Source organism: Flintibacter sp. P01028 (assembly GCF_041925235.1).
Taxonomy (GTDB): Bacteria; Bacillota; Clostridia; order Oscillospirales; family Oscillospiraceae; genus Lawsonibacter; species Lawsonibacter aceti.
The window spans coordinates 295,157-316,917 of sequence record NZ_JBHEVC010000003.1; the positions used below are offsets into that span (position 1 = coordinate 295,157).

General features: G+C 58.7%; 16 protein-coding genes and 3 tRNA genes. 5 read left to right on the top strand and 14 right to left on the bottom strand.

The window, feature by feature from the left end:
- The first annotated feature begins 311 nt into the window (after positions 1–311).
- The gene (locus ACEVJK_RS08240) at positions 312–1,946 is read left to right on the top strand and encodes a class I adenylate-forming enzyme family protein (protein ID WP_186851821.1); all 1,635 of its coding nucleotides are present in this window, start codon (positions 312–314) and stop codon (positions 1,944–1,946) included.
- A gap of 103 nt (positions 1,947–2,049) precedes the next feature.
- Complete coding sequence (locus tag ACEVJK_RS08245) at positions 2,050–2,988, top strand: AEC family transporter (RefSeq protein WP_240288440.1); 939 nt, start codon at positions 2,050–2,052, stop codon at positions 2,986–2,988.
- A 54-nt stretch (positions 2,989–3,042) separates the two neighbouring features.
- On the opposite strand, the gene ACEVJK_RS08250 is transcribed toward ACEVJK_RS08245, so the two are convergent.
- The 11 genes from ACEVJK_RS08250 to ACEVJK_RS08300 all read right to left on the bottom strand — a co-directional run bounded on the left by ACEVJK_RS08250 (position 3,043) and on the right by ACEVJK_RS08300 (position 14,218).
- Positions 3,043–4,113, bottom strand: coding sequence for an NAD/NADP octopine/nopaline dehydrogenase family protein (locus ACEVJK_RS08250; RefSeq protein ID WP_374740360.1), 1,071 nt, complete (start codon positions 4,111–4,113; stop codon positions 3,043–3,045).
- A gap of 14 nt (positions 4,114–4,127) precedes the next feature.
- Entirely contained in the window at positions 4,128–5,132 is a 1,005-nt protein-coding gene (locus tag ACEVJK_RS08255) for an ornithine cyclodeaminase family protein (RefSeq protein WP_147573174.1), read from the bottom strand.
- A gap of 123 nt (positions 5,133–5,255) precedes the next feature.
- Positions 5,256–6,683 carry a sodium:solute symporter gene (locus tag ACEVJK_RS08260; protein WP_147573172.1) on the bottom strand — a complete coding sequence of 476 codons (1,428 nt, stop codon included), beginning with the start codon at positions 6,681–6,683 and terminating at the stop codon, positions 5,256–5,258.
- A 259-nt stretch (positions 6,684–6,942) separates the two neighbouring features.
- Positions 6,943–7,018: transfer RNA gene (locus ACEVJK_RS08265), tRNA-Val, on the bottom strand.
- A gap of 24 nt (positions 7,019–7,042) precedes the next feature.
- Positions 7,043–7,117 (bottom strand) — tRNA-Glu (locus tag ACEVJK_RS08270).
- Positions 7,118–7,155: 38 nt separating this feature from the next.
- A tRNA-Met gene (locus ACEVJK_RS08275) sits at positions 7,156–7,232 on the bottom strand.
- Between the two features lie 119 nt (positions 7,233–7,351).
- Positions 7,352–7,582 carry a phage-shock protein gene (locus ACEVJK_RS08280; RefSeq protein ID WP_147573170.1) on the bottom strand — a complete coding sequence of 77 codons (231 nt, stop codon included), beginning with the start codon at positions 7,580–7,582 and terminating at the stop codon, positions 7,352–7,354.
- A gap of 122 nt (positions 7,583–7,704) precedes the next feature.
- The gene (locus ACEVJK_RS08285) at positions 7,705–11,424 is read right to left on the bottom strand and encodes a phosphoribosylformylglycinamidine synthase (RefSeq protein ID WP_374740361.1); all 3,720 of its coding nucleotides are present in this window, start codon (positions 11,422–11,424) and stop codon (positions 7,705–7,707) included.
- Positions 11,425–11,495: 71 nt separating this feature from the next.
- Positions 11,496–13,001, bottom strand: a complete 1,506-nt coding sequence (locus ACEVJK_RS08290) for an ABC transporter substrate-binding protein (protein ID WP_374740362.1) — start codon at positions 12,999–13,001, stop codon at positions 11,496–11,498.
- A 44-nt stretch (positions 13,002–13,045) separates the two neighbouring features.
- On the bottom strand, positions 13,046–13,867 hold the full coding sequence (gene pgeF, locus ACEVJK_RS08295) for a peptidoglycan editing factor PgeF (protein WP_262670196.1): 822 nt from the start codon (positions 13,865–13,867) through the stop codon (positions 13,046–13,048).
- A gap of 138 nt (positions 13,868–14,005) precedes the next feature.
- Entirely contained in the window at positions 14,006–14,218 is a 213-nt protein-coding gene (locus ACEVJK_RS08300; RefSeq protein ID WP_240288484.1) for a hypothetical protein, read from the bottom strand.
- Positions 14,219–14,416: 198 nt separating this feature from the next.
- Here ACEVJK_RS08300 and ACEVJK_RS08305 point away from each other — a divergent pair, with 198 nt between their 5' ends.
- Together ACEVJK_RS08305 and ACEVJK_RS08310 are read left to right on the top strand one after the other, a co-directional pair.
- Complete coding sequence (locus ACEVJK_RS08305) at positions 14,417–15,301, top strand: hypothetical protein (protein ID WP_240288486.1); 885 nt, start codon at positions 14,417–14,419, stop codon at positions 15,299–15,301.
- A gap of 52 nt (positions 15,302–15,353) precedes the next feature.
- Positions 15,354–15,530 (top strand): DUF1540 domain-containing protein, encoded by a 177-nt coding sequence (locus tag ACEVJK_RS08310; protein ID WP_147573160.1) that lies wholly within the window; start codon positions 15,354–15,356, stop codon positions 15,528–15,530.
- Positions 15,531–15,602: 72 nt separating this feature from the next.
- Here the strand turns inward: ACEVJK_RS08310 and ACEVJK_RS08315 are convergent, their stop codons facing one another.
- From ACEVJK_RS08315 to rsxC, 3 genes are read right to left on the bottom strand one after another with little or no spacing between them, the layout of a single operon-like run.
- Positions 15,603–16,193 carry an Rnf-Nqr domain containing protein gene (locus ACEVJK_RS08315; protein ID WP_186851815.1) on the bottom strand — a complete coding sequence of 197 codons (591 nt, stop codon included), beginning with the start codon at positions 16,191–16,193 and terminating at the stop codon, positions 15,603–15,605.
- Between the two features lie 33 nt (positions 16,194–16,226).
- Positions 16,227–17,894 (bottom strand): RnfABCDGE type electron transport complex subunit D, encoded by a 1,668-nt coding sequence (locus tag ACEVJK_RS08320; RefSeq protein ID WP_186851814.1) that lies wholly within the window; start codon positions 17,892–17,894, stop codon positions 16,227–16,229.
- The gene (gene rsxC, locus ACEVJK_RS08325; RefSeq protein ID WP_240288488.1) at positions 17,884–19,212 is read right to left on the bottom strand and encodes an electron transport complex subunit RsxC; all 1,329 of its coding nucleotides are present in this window, start codon (positions 19,210–19,212) and stop codon (positions 17,884–17,886) included. Before rsxC ends, ACEVJK_RS08320 begins: the two co-directional genes overlap by 11 nt.
- A 270-nt stretch (positions 19,213–19,482) precedes the next feature.
- On the opposite strand from rsxC, the gene ACEVJK_RS08330 reads away from it, so the two are divergent.
- A complete protein-coding gene (locus tag ACEVJK_RS08330) occupies positions 19,483–21,699 on the top strand; it encodes an S-layer homology domain-containing protein (RefSeq protein WP_340406246.1) in 2,217 nt (738 codons plus the stop codon).
- The last annotated feature ends 62 nt before the right edge of the window (positions 21,700–21,761 follow it).

The following is a 21,761-nucleotide window of genomic DNA, read 5'->3' on the forward strand; positions in this document are numbered from 1 at the left end:
TCTGTACAGCCGGACCCGCGCCCTACTTTGTTTCCGTCCACACTTTATTGGTTCGCATTATACACCTCTGGCATCATTTGTCAAGTCCATTTTTGTTCTTTGAACGACTTTCCCTGTTTACTTCCGGGTACAGGGGCTGGACAGGACTGCCTACCTAATGCCGCTTTTATCAATTACAGCCTCGCCTCCATCCCCGTTGGCGTTTCCCTCTTGACAACAGGCCGCAAATGGGTTATGATACTTTAACGGTTTAAAGGTTGAAATCAATAAAGCACCTGGCCGAATCCGGCCTTGGAAAGGATATGAGCGCCATGCCTATCACGGATCTGTTGGAGCGCAACAGCAAACTATACGGTGAGGAAATCGCCCTGGTAGAGATCAACCCCGAGATCCAGGAGGAACAGCGGGTCACCTGGAAGGAGTACGAGTTGATCCAGCCCACCTCCTCCGTCCCCTACCGCCGGGAGATCACTTGGTCCGTCTTTGACGAGAAAGCCAACCGGGTTGCCAATATGCTCCTGGGTCGGGGCATCCGCAGAGGACAGAAGGTCGCTATCCTGCTGATGAACTGCCTGGAGTGGCTCCCCATTTACTTCGGAGTTTTAAAGGCCGGAGCGGTGGCCGTCCCTCTCAATTTCCGCTATACCTCCGACGAGATCGACTACTGCCTGAAGCTGGCTGACGTGGATGTGCTGTTCTTCGGGCCGGAGTTCATCGGCCGAGTGGAGGCCATTGTGCCCAAGATATCCCGGCAGATGCTCCTTTTCTTCGTGGGCGACACCTGCCCCTCCTTTGCCGAGGACTACCACCGAGCCACCGCCAACTGTTCCAGCGTCGCTCCCAAGGTGCTGATCGATGACGAGGACGAAGCCGCCATCTATTACTCCTCCGGGACTACCGGCTTTCCCAAGGCTATCCTACTCAAGCACCAGGCCCTGATCCAGTCCGCCCGGATGGAGGCCATCCACCACGCCACCACCCATGAGGATGTTTTCCTGTGCATCCCGCCCCTGTACCACACGGGCGCCAAGATGCACTGGTTTGGTTCTCTGTTCACTGGAAGCCGGGCAGTTCTGCTGAAAGGCAACACGCCACAGGCTATCTTCGAGGCCGCCTCCTCTGAGCGGTGCACCATCGTCTGGCTGTTGGTCCCCTGGTGTCAGGACATCCTGGCCGCCCTAGACCGAGGGGACCTGGAGCTGGAGGACTACCATCTGTCCCAGTGGCGGCTCATGCACATTGGTGCCCAGCCAGTCCCTCCCTCCCTCATCAAACACTGGATGCGCTACTTTCCCCACCACAAGTACGATACCAATTATGGCCTGTCCGAGTCCACCGGCCCTGGCTGTGTCCATCTGGGCATGGATCACCTGGACAAAGTGGGGGCCATCGGGGTTCCCGGCTATGGCTGGAAGGTAAAAATTGTGGACGAACAGAATGCCCTGGTGAAGCAGGGTGATGTAGGCGAGCTGTGTGTCAAGGGACCCGGCGTTATGGTGTGCTACTACCACAATCCGGAGGCCACCGCCGAGGTTCTGGAAAACGGCTGGCTCCACACCGGGGATATGGCCCGTCAGGACGAGGAGGGCTTTATCTATCTGGTAGACCGGAAAAAGGATGTGATCATCTCCGGCGGCGAGAACCTGTACCCGGTTCAAATCGAAGCCTTCCTGTCCGCCTATCCCAAGGTCCACGACGTGGCTGTGATTGGCCTACCCGATCACCGACTGGGTGAGATTGCCGCCGCCATCATCCAGTTGAAAGAGGGCATGACCTGTACCGAGAGCGAAATTAACCAGTACTGTATGGATCTCCCCCGATATAAGCGGCCCCGCAAGCTCATCTTCGCTGACGTTCCCCGGAATCCCACCGGCAAGATCGAGAAGCCCAAGCTACGGGAGCAATACTGCGGCGTCCGGCTGGTAGAGGCGCAAAACCGGTCGTAAGACAGATAGGCCAGTTCCGTGGAACTGGCCTATCTTTTTCTTCCCTTTTTTTCTGATTGTGCTACAATAGACAAAAAGGGAACTAGATAAGGTGGTATAGAAATTGGAAAATCTCATTGTATCTGTCAACTGTGTCATCCCCATGTTTCTCACTCTATGCACCGGTCTTCTCATCCGGCTGAGTAAAGTAGTACCGGAAGGGATGTTCGACCAGCTCAGTTCTCTCAGCTTCCACGCCCTGCTTCCCTGCCTCCTTTTTTCCAACATCTATTCCACCGACTTATCTACAGCCATCCAGCCGGACCTTCTTCTGTACCTAGCCCTGTGGCTGCTGGGCTGGTTCCTGCTCTGCTATTTAATCTATACTAAGGCAGAGCCCGATCACAGACGCCGGGGCGCCTATATCCAGAACTCTTTTCGCACTAACATCGCCGTGGTTGGAGTGTCCCTAGCCCAACAAATGATGGATGGGAATGGGGTAGCGCTGCTGTCCATGGCCATTGCTATTATGGTCCCCATGTACAATGTGATGGCGGTAATCACACTGGAAACCTGCCGTGGAGAGCGGGCAGATCTGAAGAAAACATTGACTAGCATCCTTCGCAACCCGCTGATCCTGGCCTGCCTAATGGGTCTGATCTGTCTGTTTCTGGAAGTACGGCTGCCCTCCTGCGTGGAAACCACTGTGGCCAGTCTGGGCAACGCAGGCAGTGTTACTACGCTGATCGCCCTAGGGGCCTCCTTCCGGCTGGGCGGGCTGCGGACAAATTGGAAGCCTGTCCTTTTTGGGGCGCTGGTCCGTTTGGTCATTGCTCCAGCCTGTGCGGTGATTCCTGCCATTTTGATGGGCTTCCGGGGCGGGGCGCTAGGCACTGTACTGGTCTGTATCGCCTCCCCCACCGCCTCTACCTCTTATCCTATGGCTCTGGCCTGCGACAGCGACCATCAGTTGACCGCCCAGTTGATTGTCACTACCTCTCTGCTCTGCAGCTTGACCCTATTCCTGTGGATTTTCCTGCTAAAACAGCTCGCCCTGCTGTGATACGTCCCATCTTATAAAAAGGCCTGTGGCTTTTTCGCCACAGGCCCTTTTATATTATAGTTTCGCCATAAGCTGTTCCCGGTCCAACCCGGCAATTCCTAGTGACTCCATCGTCCGGCCGGACTTCCAGAAATCCTGGCCGACCAGCGCACCCGTCAGCGTAATCACCGAATCGATGATTGGGGTGGGCACCCCGGCTGCCCGGCCGAGGGCGGAGATGGGCACCAGCCCCATGGGCACATCCTCCACGATCAGGCGGGAGTCCAGCACCCCAGGAGCCATAATATCGGCGTGGGCCTGGGACATATGACACAGGTCTGACATCTTTTCTGCCTGAACATGGTAGTAGTGGATATAAGCGTCTCTCAGACTGAGAATATCCAGCCCGTAGGCCCTGCCCACAGCTACCCGCTCCCGGTCCATCTGCTCCACTACCTCGCCCACCGCGGGGGTGATGCCGTCAAAGTAGTGGCGGAACTTTTCCCCTCGTTCGATACTGCCCGCGTTGAGCAGAACAGGCAGAGGGTGGACAACCGTATTCATGTTGTTTAGGCTGGTTTCCAGTACATTGGCTGCGGGAATCAGCTGTGGGTACACATCAGACAAATCGTCAATGATAGCCTGAGTATCCTGTGCAGGCAGGGCCGCCAGAGACAGCTCATCCTTCACTCCGGAAATGGTAGCTACAGCATCCTGGGCCCGGGCAGCATAGAACAAGCTGTTCGTCTCACACAGGCGGACCTTGGACCGACAGCCGGCCCTGTCCCAGATTGCCCGGAATTCTAACGCGCCGCCGGTCGCGCCGGGACAAACGACGACCGTCTGGCCGTCCACCAAGCAGCCTGCCAGCTCCTGGGCCACATAGGCATGGGCAAAAGCGGGCAGTACTACAAAGATGATCTCCGCTCCGTCTACCGCCTGGGCCACATCCTCACAGATTTGATCCAGCTTGGCAAAACCGGTTTTGGAAACTCCCTCTAGCTGAATGCCGCCTCTGGCTCTTATCGGCGCTAAGACTTGAGGAAAGCGGTCATACAGGGTCACATGTTTCCCACACAGTTTCAAATAGGCGGAGATTACTTGTCCGCCGTTGCCGGCACCCAATACCGCAAAATTTTGCTTCATGGAGTCCGCCTTCCTTATTCGTCAAACGCGAAGGTCTCCCCCACACCCAGGGAGAATGCCTTGCGGTAGGCGATGCCAGCCACAGCTACATCCAGGCAGCCCATTCCGATGGGGACCACCAGCAGCTTCTGATCCGCCACGTCGCCCACCTGCTTCATGCCGGCAGCCAGTTCTCCCACGGTACAGTACACGCTATTCTCCGTAATCTTACCCTCTTCAGCCAAATGCTTTAGATTGCCGCGGTGGAGACACTGTCCCACATGGTCACAAATCAGCTTATCAGCACCCAGAATCGCCTGGTCGTCACATTCCTGGTAGGAACCCATGGCAAAATAGACGGTGCCCTTCTCCAGCCACTCTCCCTTCAGGAATGCCTGAGTAGCAGGAGTAACAGTAATGACCGCATCCGCCTTGGCCGCTTTCTGGGGGTGATCCACCACGATGATTTCGCCCTGGACATAGTCCTTCATGTCCTCTTTAAACTTGGCGGCGGCAGCGGGCACGGGGTCATAAACATACAGCTTTTGGACATTAAAGATAGCGGTCAGGGCCTCGGTCTGTGTACGGCCCTGGACACCGGCGCCATACAGGCCAACGGTAATATCCTTCTTATCCTTCAACAGATAGCGCAGGATAACGGCGGTCTGGGCACCGGTGCGCATATTGGTAATCCAAGCGCCATCCATCACGGCCAGGAAGTCGCCGTAGTTGGGATGAACCAGCATGATCAGGGCGTTGATAAAGGGGCGGCCGATCTCACGACGGCCCTTGCCCCAGCCACCGGCCCACTTCTGGCCAGCCATATCCTGCCAGGCAATATAGGCGGGCATGGCATTGAGGGATGCCTTATAGGGCAGGTTGGTAGGCTCGCTGTCCCCTAGGTTCAGGTTCAGCTTCGTAGGATTGATCGTCTTGCCCTCCCCCAAGTCCACGAAGGTCTTGTCCACTATCTCAATAATGTCCCGCATGGAGACCAGCTTTTTGATCTCAGATTCCTTTAACAGAATGGTATTCATCATAAACTCCTCCTTATTTCGGTAATCTTGTCGGCGGCGAGCACGGCCCGCCGCCGACAGTCATTCTGTCTTGGTTTCAAATTTTATCACTTTTTTTCCTGTTCTTCAAGCGCCCCAGAAATATTCTTATTTGGACTTCCTGGTAGCCAGGGCCACCACAATCAGGCAGAGGAAGGAAGCCAAGATCCCATAAATGGCATAGGGCAACTGAATCCCAAAGACAGCAGGCAGAGAGGCTTCAAACGCCTGGGCCAGACCGCAGCCAATCACTCCACCCACTACGCCCGCGACACCGCTAGCCGGAGTCAGGAAATTCTTATTTCGGAAAGCATAGCCGCAGTAGATAGGCACCAGCAGCCCGGAGGCTGAGTACGCATAAGAGGCGACGATCAGATCCAACACCCGTGGGAATACGATGGCCAAGGCCACGGCAGCCACGGCCACAAACACAGTGCAGATTCGGGACACGGACAGCAGCTTCTTGTCCTCAGCGTTGGGATTTATGAACTGTTTGTAGATATCCTGGGTCAGATTGACGGACACAGACTGAAGGGCGCTGTCCGTGGTCGATAGAATAGTAGTAGCAATAAAGCCGGAGAACAAAGCCAGCACCCAGGTAGGGATCTGGGTCAGGAACCAGCCGCTAGCATCCTCGGGGGCCAGGCCAGGATTGAGAACTCGGCAGGCGTTGCCTACTACCACCACCCACAACTCAATTCCAGCGATCAGGATACCGCCTACAATCAAAGTACGGCGGGCATTCTTTGCGGAGTTTGCGGCGCACACCCGCTGAAGGGTCATCTGGTTGGTCATCATGCCAGGGGTGGCGGCGATGAACCACAGTGCGGTGGTGGCGAAGCCAGCGGACATCAGCCCTCCAGGAAGGGATAGTGTTTCAGGGGCGGGATGGTTGGCCACAATATTTTCCCAGCCGCCAGCCATATCCAGAGCCTGCACGCCGGTAAGGAGACACAAAGCCAGCATCAGCACGCCAAACACAAAATCAGTCCAGGCCACAGCCTTAAAGCCGGAGGGAAGGGTCAGCAACACACTGACTACAATCATCCCCACCACAAGGATCCGGCTGTCAATTCCGGTTATGGAAGTGTATAGTTTAGCAAAGGCGGTGGCCTGAGAGGCGATCCAGCCAAAGGGGACCACCATGGCCATCAGGGCACCCACTAACATAAGGAAGCGGTTTTTGCCATAAACTTTCTCAAAAATGTCGGGAATAGTGGTAAACTCATTCTCACGAAGCCAAGCTGCGATGATGGCCATGATAAAACAGCCAGCCGCGCCACATATTCCGTAAGTCAAGGGAGCCATACCATAACTGAAGCCGATGCTCACATGGCCCACCAGCACACCGCCGCCTACCAGGGTGGCAAACTGGGTAAAGACAATTACATAAGACGGCAGGCTTCGTCCGCCCATGGCCCAGTCCTCTGCTGTTTTGGTCCTGCGCTGGAAATAGAAGGCAATGCCAAAGCCGATCAGCATCACCAGGACCGTGCTGGCCAGCACCAGCATCAATCCGCTTGTAGATCCTTCCACGATTTTTCCTCCTCAACACAAAAGGTATAAATTTGATCGCGACTCGCGTTCTGGATTATTATAGTTCACTCATCCGCGCAAGTCAAGACTTTAAACCGTTAAAGTGCCACAGTTTTTTTCTGCTGCAGCCCCAAAATTTCTCATCTGGCGTCATATTGATTCACAAGTAAGCCAACCGACAGGGCACTCTAGGTTATCCACAGAGCTAATAAAGGGGAAAAATCAAAAAAGAAAAGACACCCGAATGGGTGTCTTTTCCTGGTGGAGACAACAGAACTCGAATCTGTGACCTTCCGCGTGTGAGGCGGACGCTCTACCGGCTGAGCTATGCCTCCATATGGAAACGGCAATAAATAAGGTGGTGACCCGGACGGGACTCGAACCCGTGTTGCCGCCGTGAAAGGGCGGAGTCTTAACCGCTTGACCACCGGGCCGTTTTTATATGGGAACGGGAGAACTCCCGTAATTGATATGGTAGCGGCACCTGGATTTGAACCGGGGACACTACGGGTATGAACCGTATGCTCTAGCCACCTGAGCTATGCCGCCATGTTTTTCCCTTACGCAGGGCAAGAGTTAGTATATCCGATTTGCCAGCCTTTGTCAACAGGAAATTTCATTTTTTCCTCTGTTTTTTCCTGAGCAGGCCGGAGGCATCTCCCCCCGGCCTACCGCAGCAGGACAGACAGGGCAAAGGCTACTCCGGCCGGCGCCAGAGCAGACCAGTGGAAGGGGCTCTCCATCAGGCCCCGGAGGAGCAGGATAATTGCCGCAATCCGCAACAGCCAGGGCAAAACAGCCATGACGATGGCAAAGGGGATGCTAAACAGCAGCAGGGCTACTAAAATCACTGGAATCAAAAAGAGGCACAGCAGCGAAAGCGTTAAGAGTTTGATCATAGAGGATCCCTCCCTGTGTTTTACAGTGCTATCCTACCATGCTATTCTTAAAAACTCCCCTATGTTCGGATTAAAAAAAGATAAAAATGGAGGCGGCCCGTGGGGGCCGCCTTTGCCATGCGTTATTTGAAATACTCCGCACCCGACTCAAAGAGGGGTTGATGCTTGTTTCCGGGGATATTCCGGCCCACATAGGGGCCACGGCGCTCCAGATGCCCCATCTTGCCGAACACCCGGCCGTCAGGGGAAAAGATGCCTTCAATGGCCTCCAGAGAACCGTTGGGGTTCACATTGATATCCATAGCGGGATTTCCGTTCAGGTCCACATACTGGGTAGCCACCTGGCCCCGGCCGATCAAGTCGGCAATGACCTTGGGCGGCGCTACAAAGCGGCCCTCGCCGTGGGAGATGGGCAGGGTATGCAGATCGCCCACCTTGCTCTTGAGCATCCAGGGGGACTGGACCGAGGAGACCCGTGTGGTGACATACCGGCTCTGGTGCCGGCCAATCAGGTTATAGGTCAGGGTGGGACAGTTTTCATCCATATCCCGGATCTCGCCGTAGGGGACCAGTCCCAGCTTCACCAGAGCCTGAAAGCCGTTGCAGATACCAAGCATCAGGCCGTCCCGGTGTTTCAGCAGGTCCATGATGGCCTCCGCCAGGGCGGGGGAACGGAGGAAGGAGGCGATGAACTTACCGGAGCCCTCTGGCTCGTCGCCGCCGGAGAAGCCGCCGGGGATAACCATCATCTGGGCCGAGCGGATGGCCTTCTCCAGCGCCTGAGCAGACTGGGTAAGGAAATCGGTGGTCAGGTTGCGAACTACCACGATCTCCGGCTCGATGCCCGCCCGGAGGCAGGCCTGAGCGGTATCGTACTCGCAGTTGGTGCCGGGGAACACGGGGATGACTGCCTTCGGATGGGCCGACTTGTGCCTGCACACGGCCACGGAGGGCTTGTCCCAGGAGATGGGGGCGACGGTCTCGGTGGTGCCCGCCTTGGTGGGGTAAACTTTCTCCAGCACGCCCTCATTGAGGGAAAGCAGCTCCTGGATGGGGGCACGGTCACCACCGCCCAGATCAACAGACGCAACATCCACGGTGAAGCCCAGGAGGAAAGTCCGTGCCAAATCTGTATCCACTTCGGCCACAATCCAACCAGGCATTGGAACATACCACATCTCCGGTCCGTGGACCGCAGCGGCAGCCTGGAAGCCAATCCCGTTGCCAAAAGCCATCTTCATCACAGCTTCGGCCACACAGCTCTCCACCGCATAGGCGGAACGAACCAGTCCTTTCTGACATAGGTTGTGGAATCGGGGCCAGTCCGAAGGACGGAAGAGATAGACCCGATGGCCCGCCTCCTTGAACTCGGGGGAGAGCACCTCCCCCGCCTTCACCGGAGCGATGGCGAAAGAGATGAGAGTGGGGGGCACATCCTTGTCCAGGAAGGAGCCGGACATGGAATCTTTGCCGCCGATAGCAGCCCGGCCGAAGTCCAGTTGAGCCTTCAGAGCGCCCAACAGGGCGGCAAAGGGCTTACCCCAGCGCCGGGGCTCGTCCCGGAGCTTCTCAAAGAACTCCTGAAAAGTCAGGTAGGCTTTTTTATAGTCTCCGCCGGCAGCTACTACTTTGGCCAGAGATACGGTTACGGAGTTGTAAGCGCCCTGGAAGGGATCTTCCATCATCTGATCTGGGTCGAAGCCCCAGGCCATGACGCTGGCCTGGTCGGTCTCCTGACCGGGCAGGACGGGGAACAGGGCGGCCATCGCCTGGGCGGGGGTGCGCTGATTTTTTCCGCCGAAGGGCATCAGGACACTACCCGCCCCGATGGAGCCGTCGAACCGCTCCGTTAAACCGCGGCGAGAGGCGCATTTCAGACTGGAGGCCATCTCCCGCAGGCTGTGGAAGGGTACATGCTCCCGTTTATGTTCCCCAAACCAAGCTCCATCGGGGTCCACAACAAGGCTGCCCAAATCGCTCTTGCGGGGAATAGACACGCTGGCGTGCTTCACCGCGCCGTTGGTATTCAAAAATTCACGGGACAGGTCGGCCACGGTCTGGCCCTTCCAGTGCATGACCATCCGGGGGCTCTCGGTGACCACGGCCACCTGATAAGCCTCCAGATTTTCTGCCTCGGCGGCGGAGATAAATCTGGCCGCGTCCTCCGGGGCCACCACCACAGCCATGCGCTCCTGGCTCTCGGAGATGGCCAGCTCGGTGCCGTCCAGGCCCTCGTACTTCTTTCGTACCGCGTCCAGGTCGATCTTCAGGCCGTCGGCCAGCTCACCGATGGCCACGGACACGCCGCCGGCGCCGAAGTCGTTGCACCGCTTGATGAGGCGGGTCACCTCACCGTTCCGAAACAGGCGCTGGATCTTCCGCTCCTCAGGGGCGTTGCCCTTCTGGACCTCGGAGGCCATCGTGGTCAGGGACTTCTTGTTGTGGCTCTTGGAGGAGCCGGTGGCCCCGCCGATGCCGTCCCGGCCGGTCCTTCCGCCCAGGAGGATGACCACGTCCCCGGGGGCGGGCCGCTCCCGGCGGACGTTCTCCGCAGGGGCCGCGCCGACAACCGCGCCGCACTCCAGACGCTTGGCGATATAGCCATCGTGGTACACCTCAGCCACATGGCCGGTAGCCAGGCCGATCTGGTTGCCGTAGGAGGAGTAGCCCGCCGCCGCGGTCTGAGCCAGCTTCCGCTGGGGCAGCTTGCCCTCCAGCGTCTGCTCAAAGGGGACTCTTGGATCTCCTCCGCCGGTGAAGCGCATGGCCTGGTGGACATACACCCGGCCGGACAGGGGGTCCCGGATACAGCCGCCGATACAGGTGGCCGCGCCGCCGAAGGGTTCGATCTCTGTGGGATGGTTGTGTGTCTCGTTTTTGAACATCAGCAGCCAATCCTGCTCTTTGCCATCTACCTTGGCCGGGACGTGGATGGAGCAGGCGTTGATCTCCTCGCTCTCGTCCAGCTCGGGGAGCAGGCCCCGCTTTTTCAGGGTCTTGGTGCCGATGGTGGCGATGTCCATCAGGGTCTGGGGCCGCTTGGCGGCCTTCTCCTCCCCATAGACCTCCACCCGCGCGGCCAGATATCGCTCATAGGCATCCTTCACATCGGGATCGCTGATCTCTACCTCGTCCAGATGGGTGGAGAAGGTGGTGTGGCGGCAGTGGTCAGACCAGTAGGTATCCACTACCCGCACTTCGGTTATGGTGGGGTCCCGCTTCTCCTGGTCCCGGAAATATGCCTGGAGGAATTTCAAGTCATCCAGGTCCATAGCCAGCCCTAACTGGGACAGCAGGTCGGACAGCCCCCCCTCGTCCAGAGCGGTGAACCCCTCCAGCACAGCCACATGGTCGGGGGCCTCGTGGGTGCGGACCAGGGTTTCCGGCTTGTCCATGGCGGCCTGGCGGCTCTCCACCGGGTTGATCAAGTATCCCCGGATCTGTTCCAGGTCGCTGTCTGACAGCTCCCCCTCCAGCAGATACACCTTGGCGTAGGCGATCAGAGGGCGGTCCACACCGGCCATGAGCTGGATGCACTGGGCGGCGGAGTCGGCCCGCTGGTCAAACTGGCCCGGCAGGGCCTCCACCGCCAGGATGGAGTGGGGGTGGCCGGGGACAGGAAAGGTCTCGTCGTACACCGCATCCACCTGGGGCTCGGAAAACACGATACTCTTGGCCTGGTCATAGACATCCTGACTGATTTGGTCGGCGTCATACCGGTTCAAAATGGTCACCGATTTTAGGCCCTGGACACCCAGTTGCTCTTGGAGCGCCCTGCACAAGCCCCTGGCCTCTACATCAAAGCCGGGCTTTTTTACGGAATAACAGCGGTAAACACTCATTTTTCTTCCTCCACCTATCTTTCTTTCGATGAAAGGGCGCCAGCCCGCGCCCTGGATATAACAGCAGCTTTCTAGGAGATAACCCAGTTCTCCAGGTCGTAAAACAGGTTTCCACGCACCGGGGACAGGCCGGACAGTTTTCCCCACTTCGTCAAAACGGAGTTGTTTTTAAAGCACACTGGCACCAGCGGGACCCGCTGCCCCAGATAGGCGTACAGGGCGGAAGCGGCCTCCTCCCTGCTGTCCATAGGCGCGGCGGCCAGAGCAGCCAGCAGTTGGTCGGTCTGTTCATCCTGCCAGCGGCCGTAGTTCAGCGCGCCATCCGAGGCAAGCAACGCGGACAGGTCAAAATCGGCGGTGAGCGCCACCTCCCCCAGATACAGGTCGAACCGTCCCGCCTCCAGTGCGGAGATATATTCCTCAAAGGGCAGGTTGTCCACACGGACCTTCATCCCCGCCGACTCCAGCTGGTCGGCGATCCACTGGGCAGCAGATGCCTTGGCCATATTCTCGGTGTTGACCAACAGTACCAGCTCCCGGCCAGCCGCGCCCAACGCCTCCAGCTCATTCACCAGGGCCTCCGGGTCGTAGGACAGTTGGGAGGCAATCCATCGGTCGTACATGGGGCTGTCCGGGTGAACAGGCAGGGCGGAGGGGACCGCGTGGGTAGCGTAGGTAATGCGGGCGATGGACTCCCGGTCTACTCCACGCCCCAGAGCCTTGCGCACCTCCGCCGACTGGCACAGGCCGGCCCTGGTATGGAAGCCCAGGTAGATCATGGACGTGGTGCTGTAATCCCAGGTCTCATAGCTGCCAGAGTAGCCCAGGGAGTTGGTCCCCATCAAATCTACTTCCACCAGGGAGATATCCCCAGCGTCAAAGGCGAAAATCATCTCGTCACTCTTGTTCATAATCTTCAGGGAGATCGTATCAGCAGGCATCTGTCTGGCCTGCCACCAGTTCTCCCGTGCGGTTAGCTCCGCCTCCTCCCCGTTTTCCGACAAAAGGTATGGGCCGGTTCCCACAGGGCGCTCCCCTGCCCCCAGGGCCAGCGGGATGTCCAGCAGCAGGGGGAGTGAGCCGTTTGGTTCGTCCAGTGTGACTGTCACCGTCCCCTCCCCAGCGGTGATTGAGGTGACATGGGACAGCCGGCCGCTGTAACGGGAGCCCTCCCCTCTGGCCAATTCCAGGGCGGCGGCCGCCACCTCTCCCGTTAGAGAAGTGCCATCGGAAAAGGTAACTCCACCGCGAAGGGTAAAGGTCCAAGTCAGCTTGTCCGGGCTGACTGTATAGCTCTCGCACAGCACCGGCTGGGCCGTGAAGGAGCCGTCCACGGCGAACAGTCCCTCGTACAGCAGGGGCGCTAATGTCAGGTTGGCCCGGTTGGCGGACAGCGCCGGATGCAGGCTCTGCTGAGGATAGAACGCCAGGGTCAGGGTCGCCGTTTCCGGCTCCCGGACCTCCTCCTGGCTGGTATCCACGGAGCTGTCAGAAGAACTGGCCTCTCCTTCCCCGCCGCAGGCGGATAGGGAGAGGAGCAGGGCGGCGGAGAGAAGGCAGGCGCAAAATCGTTTCATACACTAACCTTTCACAGGGCAAAGATAGAGGTATCTTCTTCCCATCACGGGGTGGGGAGAAGCTGGATCATAGCCGCCATGCTGCCCCTGGCATTCCCCTGGACCCGGTGGGACCAGAAGATGTCCAGGCGGCAGGCGGTACAGGCGTCACAGACGGAGATATGGTCCGGGTCCAGGCCGGCCAGCTCCAGCCAGCGGCGGTTTGCCCCCTTCAGGTCCACCTGGTACTTCCCCGCCCGTGACAGGGGGTGAATAAAGGGGTCGGCTTCCACTCCCAGGCCGCCGCGCAGTCCATCGGGCACGTCCACATGGGTCTCAAAGCAGCAGGGGCCAATCCCCGGCCCAATGGCGGCCAGGATATCCGCTGGGCGGCAGCCGTAGTCGCCGCACATTTTTTCCGCTGCCCGAGCGGCGATCCCCAGGGCGGTGCCCCGCCAGCCCGCATGGGCAGCGGCTATGCAGCGGCGGACCGGGTCATAGAGCAGCACAGGGATGCAGTCTCCAGAAAAGATGGTCAGGCAGACACCAGGCTCGTCAGTGACCAGGCCGTCCGCCTCATAGACGCCGGGGGCGGCTGGGTCGGACTGGATATCAGCCCGTGTCACAGGGCGGACAAGATCGCTGTGGACCTGATGATTTTTCACCAGGCTCCGGGCATCCGTACCGACCGCAGCGCAGAAGCGGACAAAATTCTCCCGGACATTGGCCGGGTGATCCCCCCGGTTAGCCCCCAGATCCAGGCTGTCCCATGGGGCGGGGGATATCCCACCCAGCCGAGTAGAAAACCCGTGGGCCGCCCCCCGCCAGGCAGGGTCCATGCAGGCATAAAAAAGGACGCCATGGCGCTGCTGACGTGTGATATCCATGGCCGTCCCCCCCTCTTTTTCATGATGTTCTATTTTATCCCAAATTCCTGCCGCTGACAACCCGTTACATGGAAGAAAACCATCTTTCTTTTCCCCCGGATTCGGGTCACTTCCGCCAAAAGGCGGCTGGCTTGGGCGCTAGATCTGACTCAGTTCCCGCAGGGTATCCTGGATGGTCTTCTGAGGCAGATAGACCGCCGCCATCTCGGACAGCTGGCGCAGCGTCAGGGACCGGGCGGCCCCCACCATGGGATGTTTCATCAATTTTCCAAACCGCCGCTGGAAGACCGCCCTGGACTTGGGGTCGTCCAACAGCTCGCCCACGGTGATGGTCTGGTTACGCAGATCCATGTAAGATCACCTCCACTTCCCATTCTATGCCAGCAGGGCGGCGGTTTGACAGATGAACGATATTTTCTTTCCTGAACCGGGCGTGTTGTTTTCAGGGGAGCAGAGAGGAGGAGGAACGCCTACCCATTTCTTGACTTTCCAGCGCGGACATACTATACTCTCTTTTATATAAACTTATTATCAAGGAGGTCGGCCATCTTGGCAAAACATAAGATACGGGACCTGCTATCCTCCGCCAACTCCGCCCTGCTGCGGAAGCGGACGGTAGCCATGGTCTATGTTCTGCTGCGCTTTCTGGTCATCATCATAGCCGTAGCCCAATTTTTTAATGGCAACTACGAAAATGTGTTCCTCTGCGGCCTGACCCTCATTCTGTTTCTGCTGCCTACCATCTTCGAGCGGGCACTAAAGATCGATTTGCCCAACACCATGGAAATCATCATCCTGCTTTTTATTTTTGCCGCCGAGATTTTGGGGGAAATCCAGTCCTACTACACCACTTTCCGGGGGTGGGACACCATCCTCCACACCCTCAACGGCTTCCTCTGCGCCGCTATCGGCTTTGCGTTGGTAGATATGCTGAACCGGACAGAACGGTTTTCTCTGTCCCTCTCTCCTGCCTTCATGGCCATTGTCGCTTTCTGCTTCTCCATGACCATCGGGGTCCTGTGGGAGTTTTTCGAGTGCGCCATGGACCAGTTTTTCCTGTTGGATATGCAGAAGGACGCGGTGATCCACTCCATCTCCTCGGTCATGCTGGACCCCACCGGGGGCAATACCCCCACTATCATCCGGGACATTGCCGACGTTATCGTGGTCACAGGCAGTGGGGAGGAGATCTCCCTCGGCCTGGGCGGCTATCTGGATGTGGGGATCCTGGACACCATGAAGGACCTGTTCGTGAACTTTATTGGGGCGGTGGTTTTCTCCTTTATCGGTTATTTCTATGTCAAGAGCCGTGGGAAAGGCCGCTTTGCCCGGCGGTTTATCCCTCAGGTTGTGGATATTCAGCCCGAGGATCAGGAGCCTTGGACCCCAAAACTTTTAAAAAAATCGAAAAAGAATCGTTCTGATAAAGAATAATCCTGCCCCGGCAATCCATACTAAGGCCATCCACAGTAAGGGAGGTTTTAATATGGATAAGAAGTCCTGCAACACCAGCATCAAGTGCACTGTAAGCTCCTGCGCCTACCACAATGCTCCCCAGAACTGCTGTTCTCTGGATTCCATTAAGGTGGGCTGCTGCGACTGCACCCCCACCAAGTGCGAGGGTACTGAGTGCGCTTCCTTTAAGCTGGGCCAGGTCCGCTGAACAGTTTTTTCAAAGACAAAGGGAGGCCCGGAGCCGTTGGCTCCGGGCCTCTCTTTGTATCTTTTCAAGCTCTCAGTCCAGGTGCAGACCATAGTAGCCCACAAGGGCCATGGCCATCAGCCCGGCCGTAATGAGTTGAATGGGTATTCCCCGGAAGGATCTGGGACAGCTCTCCAAGTCCACCTCGTTTTGCAGACCGGCAAAGCTGGCCAGTGCCACAGTAGCGCCGATTCCTCCGCACAGAGCGAATATCAGCGCGGCGGGCAGGCTGTAACTGCGCTGTGAGATCAGCAGGGCTGAACCCAGGGCGGCACAGTTGGTGGCCACTGATTTCAGTTGTCCGTCAATCCGGCGGGACAGCTCCGGGATACATACCTTCAGAAATTTTCTCAGTCCGGCGACCAGCCCTGGAATGAGGAGTGCCAGGACCAGCAGCCGGTAATGCTGCCAGCCGAACCGCCCCAGCAGGAAAAAGTCGATAAGCCAGGCGCACAGGGCCCCCAGTACCATGACCGCGGTCAGGCAATATCCGGTACGCACCGCGTCCATTGGGTCTCGGAATGCCTCGGTCCTGGTGCCAATGCCCATACAGCTGACCAGCACAAAGTTTTCGGACAGCAGGGCGGCCAACGCCACCCCCGCTAGTTCCAAAATAGAGGCCACAGGGCCACGCCCCCTCTCTCCAGAGCGGACCACTCAACCCGCTTCACTGTCTTCATAGTAGATGTCCGCTCCTTCTGTATCCAGATTAGCCACGATGGCCAGTGCCCGGTTGACTCCGGCGGTAATCGCGTGTGAGGTTGCGGTCGCGCCGCTGACCGCGTCCACTGAGTTGCTGCCCGAGGCACGGATGGTACCCGCCTTCCCAACATATCGGCTGAGGGCGGCAGGGGTCAGGGCTTTGGCTCCAGTATCCCGGTTCTCCCGGTGGTCGGTGACGGCCACGCCGGTAACCTTGCCGTCCAGATCCACTCCCACCACCATAGTGATGGGGCCGCCGAAGCCCTGAGACTGGACCTCCACGCAATAGCCAAGCAGTTCATTCTCCCCGCTGTACCCACCCAGGATACTGAGAGCGCCGGCGGCCCGATAGGGTGTTTCCGAACTGAAGGAAGCCTGAGGCATAACTTGGGCCAGCAGTTCTCTCTGTTCCCTATTTTGCGCCCGGACAGTATCCAGGTCTGTATAGCGGTGCACACCGAAAATCATCACACCCACAGCAAGCACCACCACCCCCAGGCGGCTTAGGATGACAGCTTGGGACCGAATCTGGTCCAGATGGGCCTCACCGGGCATCTTGCCCTCCTGCAGCGCCTTGGTGAACAGGGAGAATTGAGGTTTGACAAATTTGATATCAGACATATGGGCCCGGAACCGACCCAGCCAGCTTTGGACCGCGGCCAGATTCTTTTCTCCAAAACGCCTGGGCATCCCCGCCCGGTCCAGCAGCCAGACGCAGCAGTTCATAGTCAGAATAGCCCAGCCCACCCCCTCGGGGTAGGAGCTGTGGTAGCGCAGCAACACGGTAAGCAGACCACACCCCACGCCAAACATCAGCTGCCCCCTGGGTGTCACCGGAGACGTAACCGGGTCGGTGGCGAAGAAGAAGGCGCCCAACAGAAGGCCGCCGCCGCACAACTGGGCCAGCATCCAGGCGACCGGGTCGTTTCCCTGTGGAAACAAAAAGGTAAGCAGGGCGACTGTTCCCAAATAGGCCAGAGGGATACGGGGGGATATGACCTGCCGCAGCAACAGATAGCCACCCCCCAGCAGCAGCATAAAGGCGGATACCTCTCCCATGCAGCCCCCCCTTTGGCCCAGCAGAAGCTGGGACAGCTCCTGAGGAGGCAGGACTCCTTGGTGGAGGTAAGACATAGGCGTGGCGGCAGACACCGCGTCCACTCCCAGCAGGGGGAGGCGGTCCATAGCCTCCGACCAGTTGGTCATCAGCATGGGGAAGGTGGCCAGCAGCATCCGTCCCCCCAGGGCCGGGTTCATAAAGTTCTTGCCCAGGCCGCCGTAAAACTGTTTGACCACCACAATGGCGAAGGCCCCGCCCAGCACTGGCACCCAGTAAGAGGCGGTGGCCGGCAGGCTCATGGCCAGCAGCAGCCCGGTGACACAGGCGGACAGATCCCGGACGGAGTCGCTTTCCCCCACCATCCGGCGGTACAGAAACTCAAACAGGACACAGGAGGCCACAGAGATCGCAGCCAGCACCAGCACCCGGACGCCAAACATAAAGACTCCCATAGCCAGCGCCGGCACCAGAGCCACCATCACATCCACCATCATGGCCCGCGTATTGGCCGGCTGCCGCAGTTGGGGGGACATCCGCCGGACCGGCATCAAATCAGGCCCCATGGCTGTCCACCCCCTTTCCCACGTGCTCCGCCGCCTGTCGTACCAGATCCACCAGCGGGATCTGGGCCGGGCAGATATAGGAGCAGCAGCCGCAGGAGATACAGTCCTCTACATGGAGGCGGTCCAGCTGCCTCCACTCCCGCTGACGGAGGGCACGGGCAATAAACATAGGCGCCAGGTGCATGGGGCAGGCGGCCACGCATTTCCCACAGCGGATACATACCCCTTCTGGCCCAGCCCGTCTTCGCTCCTCCTGCGTCAGACAGACGACGCAGTTGGTATTTTTTACAACGGGGGCCTCCAGGTCCTCTTGGGCTACCCCCATCATAGGGCCGCCGGTAAGGATCAGCTCAGGCCGCTCCCGCAACCCCCCCGCGGACTCCAGCAGAACGCGCAGCGGTGTGCCGATCGGCACCCAGAGATTCCGGGGCCGGACCACCGCTCCACCGGTGACCGTCACAGCCCGGTGGGTCAGGGCCTTTCCTTTCACCAGGGCCTCCTGAATGGCAAAGACCGTGGCCACATTCAGCACCAGACATTTCTCCTCCCAGGCCGCCTTCCCCAGTGGGACCTCGCGACCGGTGACGGTCTGGATGATCTGCTTCTCTCCCCCCAGGGGATAGCGGGTCCGAAGGGTACGTAGTTCCACTTTTCCGCCCCGTTTTCGAAGGCGGCGCTCAATGACTTCGGCGGCGTTAAGCTTGTCACCCTCGGTAACCACCACCGCCCGATGGGCCCCCAGGCAGCGGGCCAGGACCTGAGTGACCTGTAAGATCTGGTCACTGCGCTCCAGCAGCAGCCGGTGATCCGCGGTGACATAGGGCTCGCACTCCGCCCCATTGATGATCACAGTGTCCACTTTTCCGGCCGCCTGTTCCAGCTTTTGGACTGTGGGGGCCGCGCCGCCCCCCATGCCCACGACGCCAGCCTCCCGCACCCGGTCCAGCAGCAGATCTAGCGTGACCTCCTCCAAAATGACCGGCTCTGGCCGGCCAGACCAGGGGGTATCCTGTCCGTCGTTACGGATCACCACCGCCACCGACTGTCCGCCCCAGGGGTGGGGCTGTTCCCGGATCGCCGAAACCCGGCCGGATACGCTGGCATGGACAGCCGCGCCGCCCGGTCCCGGGCCGGCGATTGGCTGTCCCACTTCCACCAGGTCCCCAGGCTTGACCAGAGGGACAGATTCCTCTCCGGCACTCATACGCAGCGGGATAGCCACCTGCTCCGGCGGCCGGTCCAGCTGGGTCAGGTGCTTGCGGCGGGTAAGCTCTTTTCTTGTAACGGGGTGTACTCCCCCGAAAAAGGAACCTCGCATTGACTAACCTCCCTGTATTTTCCCTCTTTTGGAGAAAATACGTGGTAAAACTCCATTTTGTAGCAGAATATATCATAATCCAACCCAGCTTTTCTGTCCAGCCTTTTCACGAAAAGTTCACAATCCGATCCCCGTGTTTTTCTTCCGCAATAGGGAGGATTTTCTCCCTATGCGGCCAGCCCTATTGTCTAAAAATATTTTTTACATTATAATTTAAGTATATCTGCGCCGCCTTGCGCGCGGTAAAAATGGATAAGGGAGGAATTTTAGATGAAAAAAAACATGCGCAGACTGCTGTCCGCCGCTCTGGCGGCAGTCATGGTGACGGGCATGTGCTTCACCGCCTCTGCCTTCACCTACCCTTCCGCCTATTGGAAGCTCCACTCCGCCTGGGATGAGGCTGTGGCTGCCAAGAGCCCTGAGCAAGTCATCTCCGTAGCCCAGCAGACTTATGACCTGCTGATGCCCCTGGGCCTGGGCGAGGATGTGTGCTACAACCTAGAGCCCAAGGCTGGCCGGGCCTCCTGGGCCTGTGAGATGAAGGGCGACATCGATGGCGCTATCCTGTGGCTGGAACGGCAGCGCACCTTTGCCAGCTGGCTGGACCAGAACATTCGCAGTTACAAGGATACCTTGCTCAACGTGGACGCTCGGATGGCTTACCTGAAAGCCGCCCAGAATGTCACCATCTACGCCCAGAGCGACGACAGCGCCTCCCCCTATGCGGTAGGCCCCAAGACCGGGACCTGGTATGGCACCCCGGCGGACAGCTCCACCACCGGCGGCTCCGCCTCTCTGATCTATGTCACCTTCGGTGACAGCTACTCTGTGGACTACTGGATCGACTACTACATGGACTGCTCGCCCGCTTTCCGGGAGGCGGCAAACGGCGGCGTCATCGAGTTTGCCTGGAACTTCAGCCCTGAGGGCACCGCCGGAGCCCAGGCCGTTCTGTCCGCTGACAGCTATATTGAGGAAAGCTTACGGGCTCTGGGCAGCTTGGATGCCACTGTCCTGCTCCGGGTGGGCGCCGAGATGAACAACTGGTCCGACTGTGACCCCGCTACCTATATCCAGGCCTTCCGCAAGGTGGCCGACGCCGCCAGCCGGTACAGCAACATCCAGATGGTTTTCTCCCCGGACAATATCAGCAACCGGAACCGGACCATTGCCGATTTCTATCCCGGAGACCAGTATGTGGATTGGGTCGGTATGTCCACCTATCACAACACCAACTATGCCGGTTACAGCGGCACCTCCTCTTACAGCTTTGACTATACCGGCTACGGCAATGACGCCTACTACGGCCTTGGCATCTATGACCATGACCCCATGGTCACCATCAAGCCCATCATCGACCTGGCCGTGGCCCACAACAAGCCCGTTATGGTCAGCGAGTGCGGCTTTGCCTATCGCAACAGCTCCGGCACCGACCTGACCTCCTTCGCCGTGGAGCAGCTTAACTGGTTCTATTCCTATATCAACATGGTCTATCCCCAGGTAAAGGCTGTGTTCTACTTCAACGCCGACCCCGACAGCGGATTTAAGTATATGCTCAACGGCAATTCCTCCGTGTCCTCCACCTATCAGAACGCCATCCGCAACAACGGCGCCTATCTGGATGAGGTGGACGGCTCCGCCACCGGCTGGGAAACGCTGGACAAGACCGCCCTTTCCGCTGGCGACAGCACACTGAAGCTGGCCTCCTATGTCAGCTTCCCCGGCAAGAAGACCAACACAGTCAAATACTATGTGGACGATAAGCTGGTCCACACCAGCACCCAGGCCCCTTACTACTATGAGCTCGACCTGGCCGCTCTGGGCGGCGGCAGCCACACCGTCAAGGCAGAGGCCAGCGGCGGCCAGTTCTCCCGCTCCAGCAAGACCTACACCCTGAATGTACCCGGCACCTCCACCCAGCCTGCCGACCCCACGCCCGGCACACAACAGCCCTCCGCCTGGGCTGCCGAGCTCATCGCCGACGCTAAGGACAAGAAGCTAATCACCGACCGCACCGAGGGCCTGTATCAGGACCAGATCACCCGCCTGCAGTTTGCCGAGCTGGCTGTCAACCTGATTGAAGAGGCCACCGGCAAGGAGATCACCCCCTCTACCCAGTCCTTCACCGACACCAGCGATCCCATGGTACTGAAGGCTGTGGCCGCTGGCGTCACCTCCGGCAAGGGCGAGGGTATCTTCGCCCCCAGCGATAAAATCACCCGCCAGGAGATCTGTGTCATGCTGAACAAGGTCATTGAGTATGTGGACCAGGCCAATGACTCTACCACCCTGACCGACACCAGCACCCAGGTGGATGCCAGCCGGTTCAACGATGTGGACCAGATTGCCGACTGGGCCAAGCCCGCTGTGGCCAAGCTGACCAATAATGGTCTGATGAGCGGCAAGGGCGACGGCGTCGCTCCTGTGGCCAACACCACCGTGGAGGAGGCCATCATCCTGATTCGCGCCCTGTACGACAAGTTCTAAGCCCTCCCTCCCCTAACATTAAAAGAGGAGCGGGACCTCATCAGAGGTCCCGCTCCTCTCTT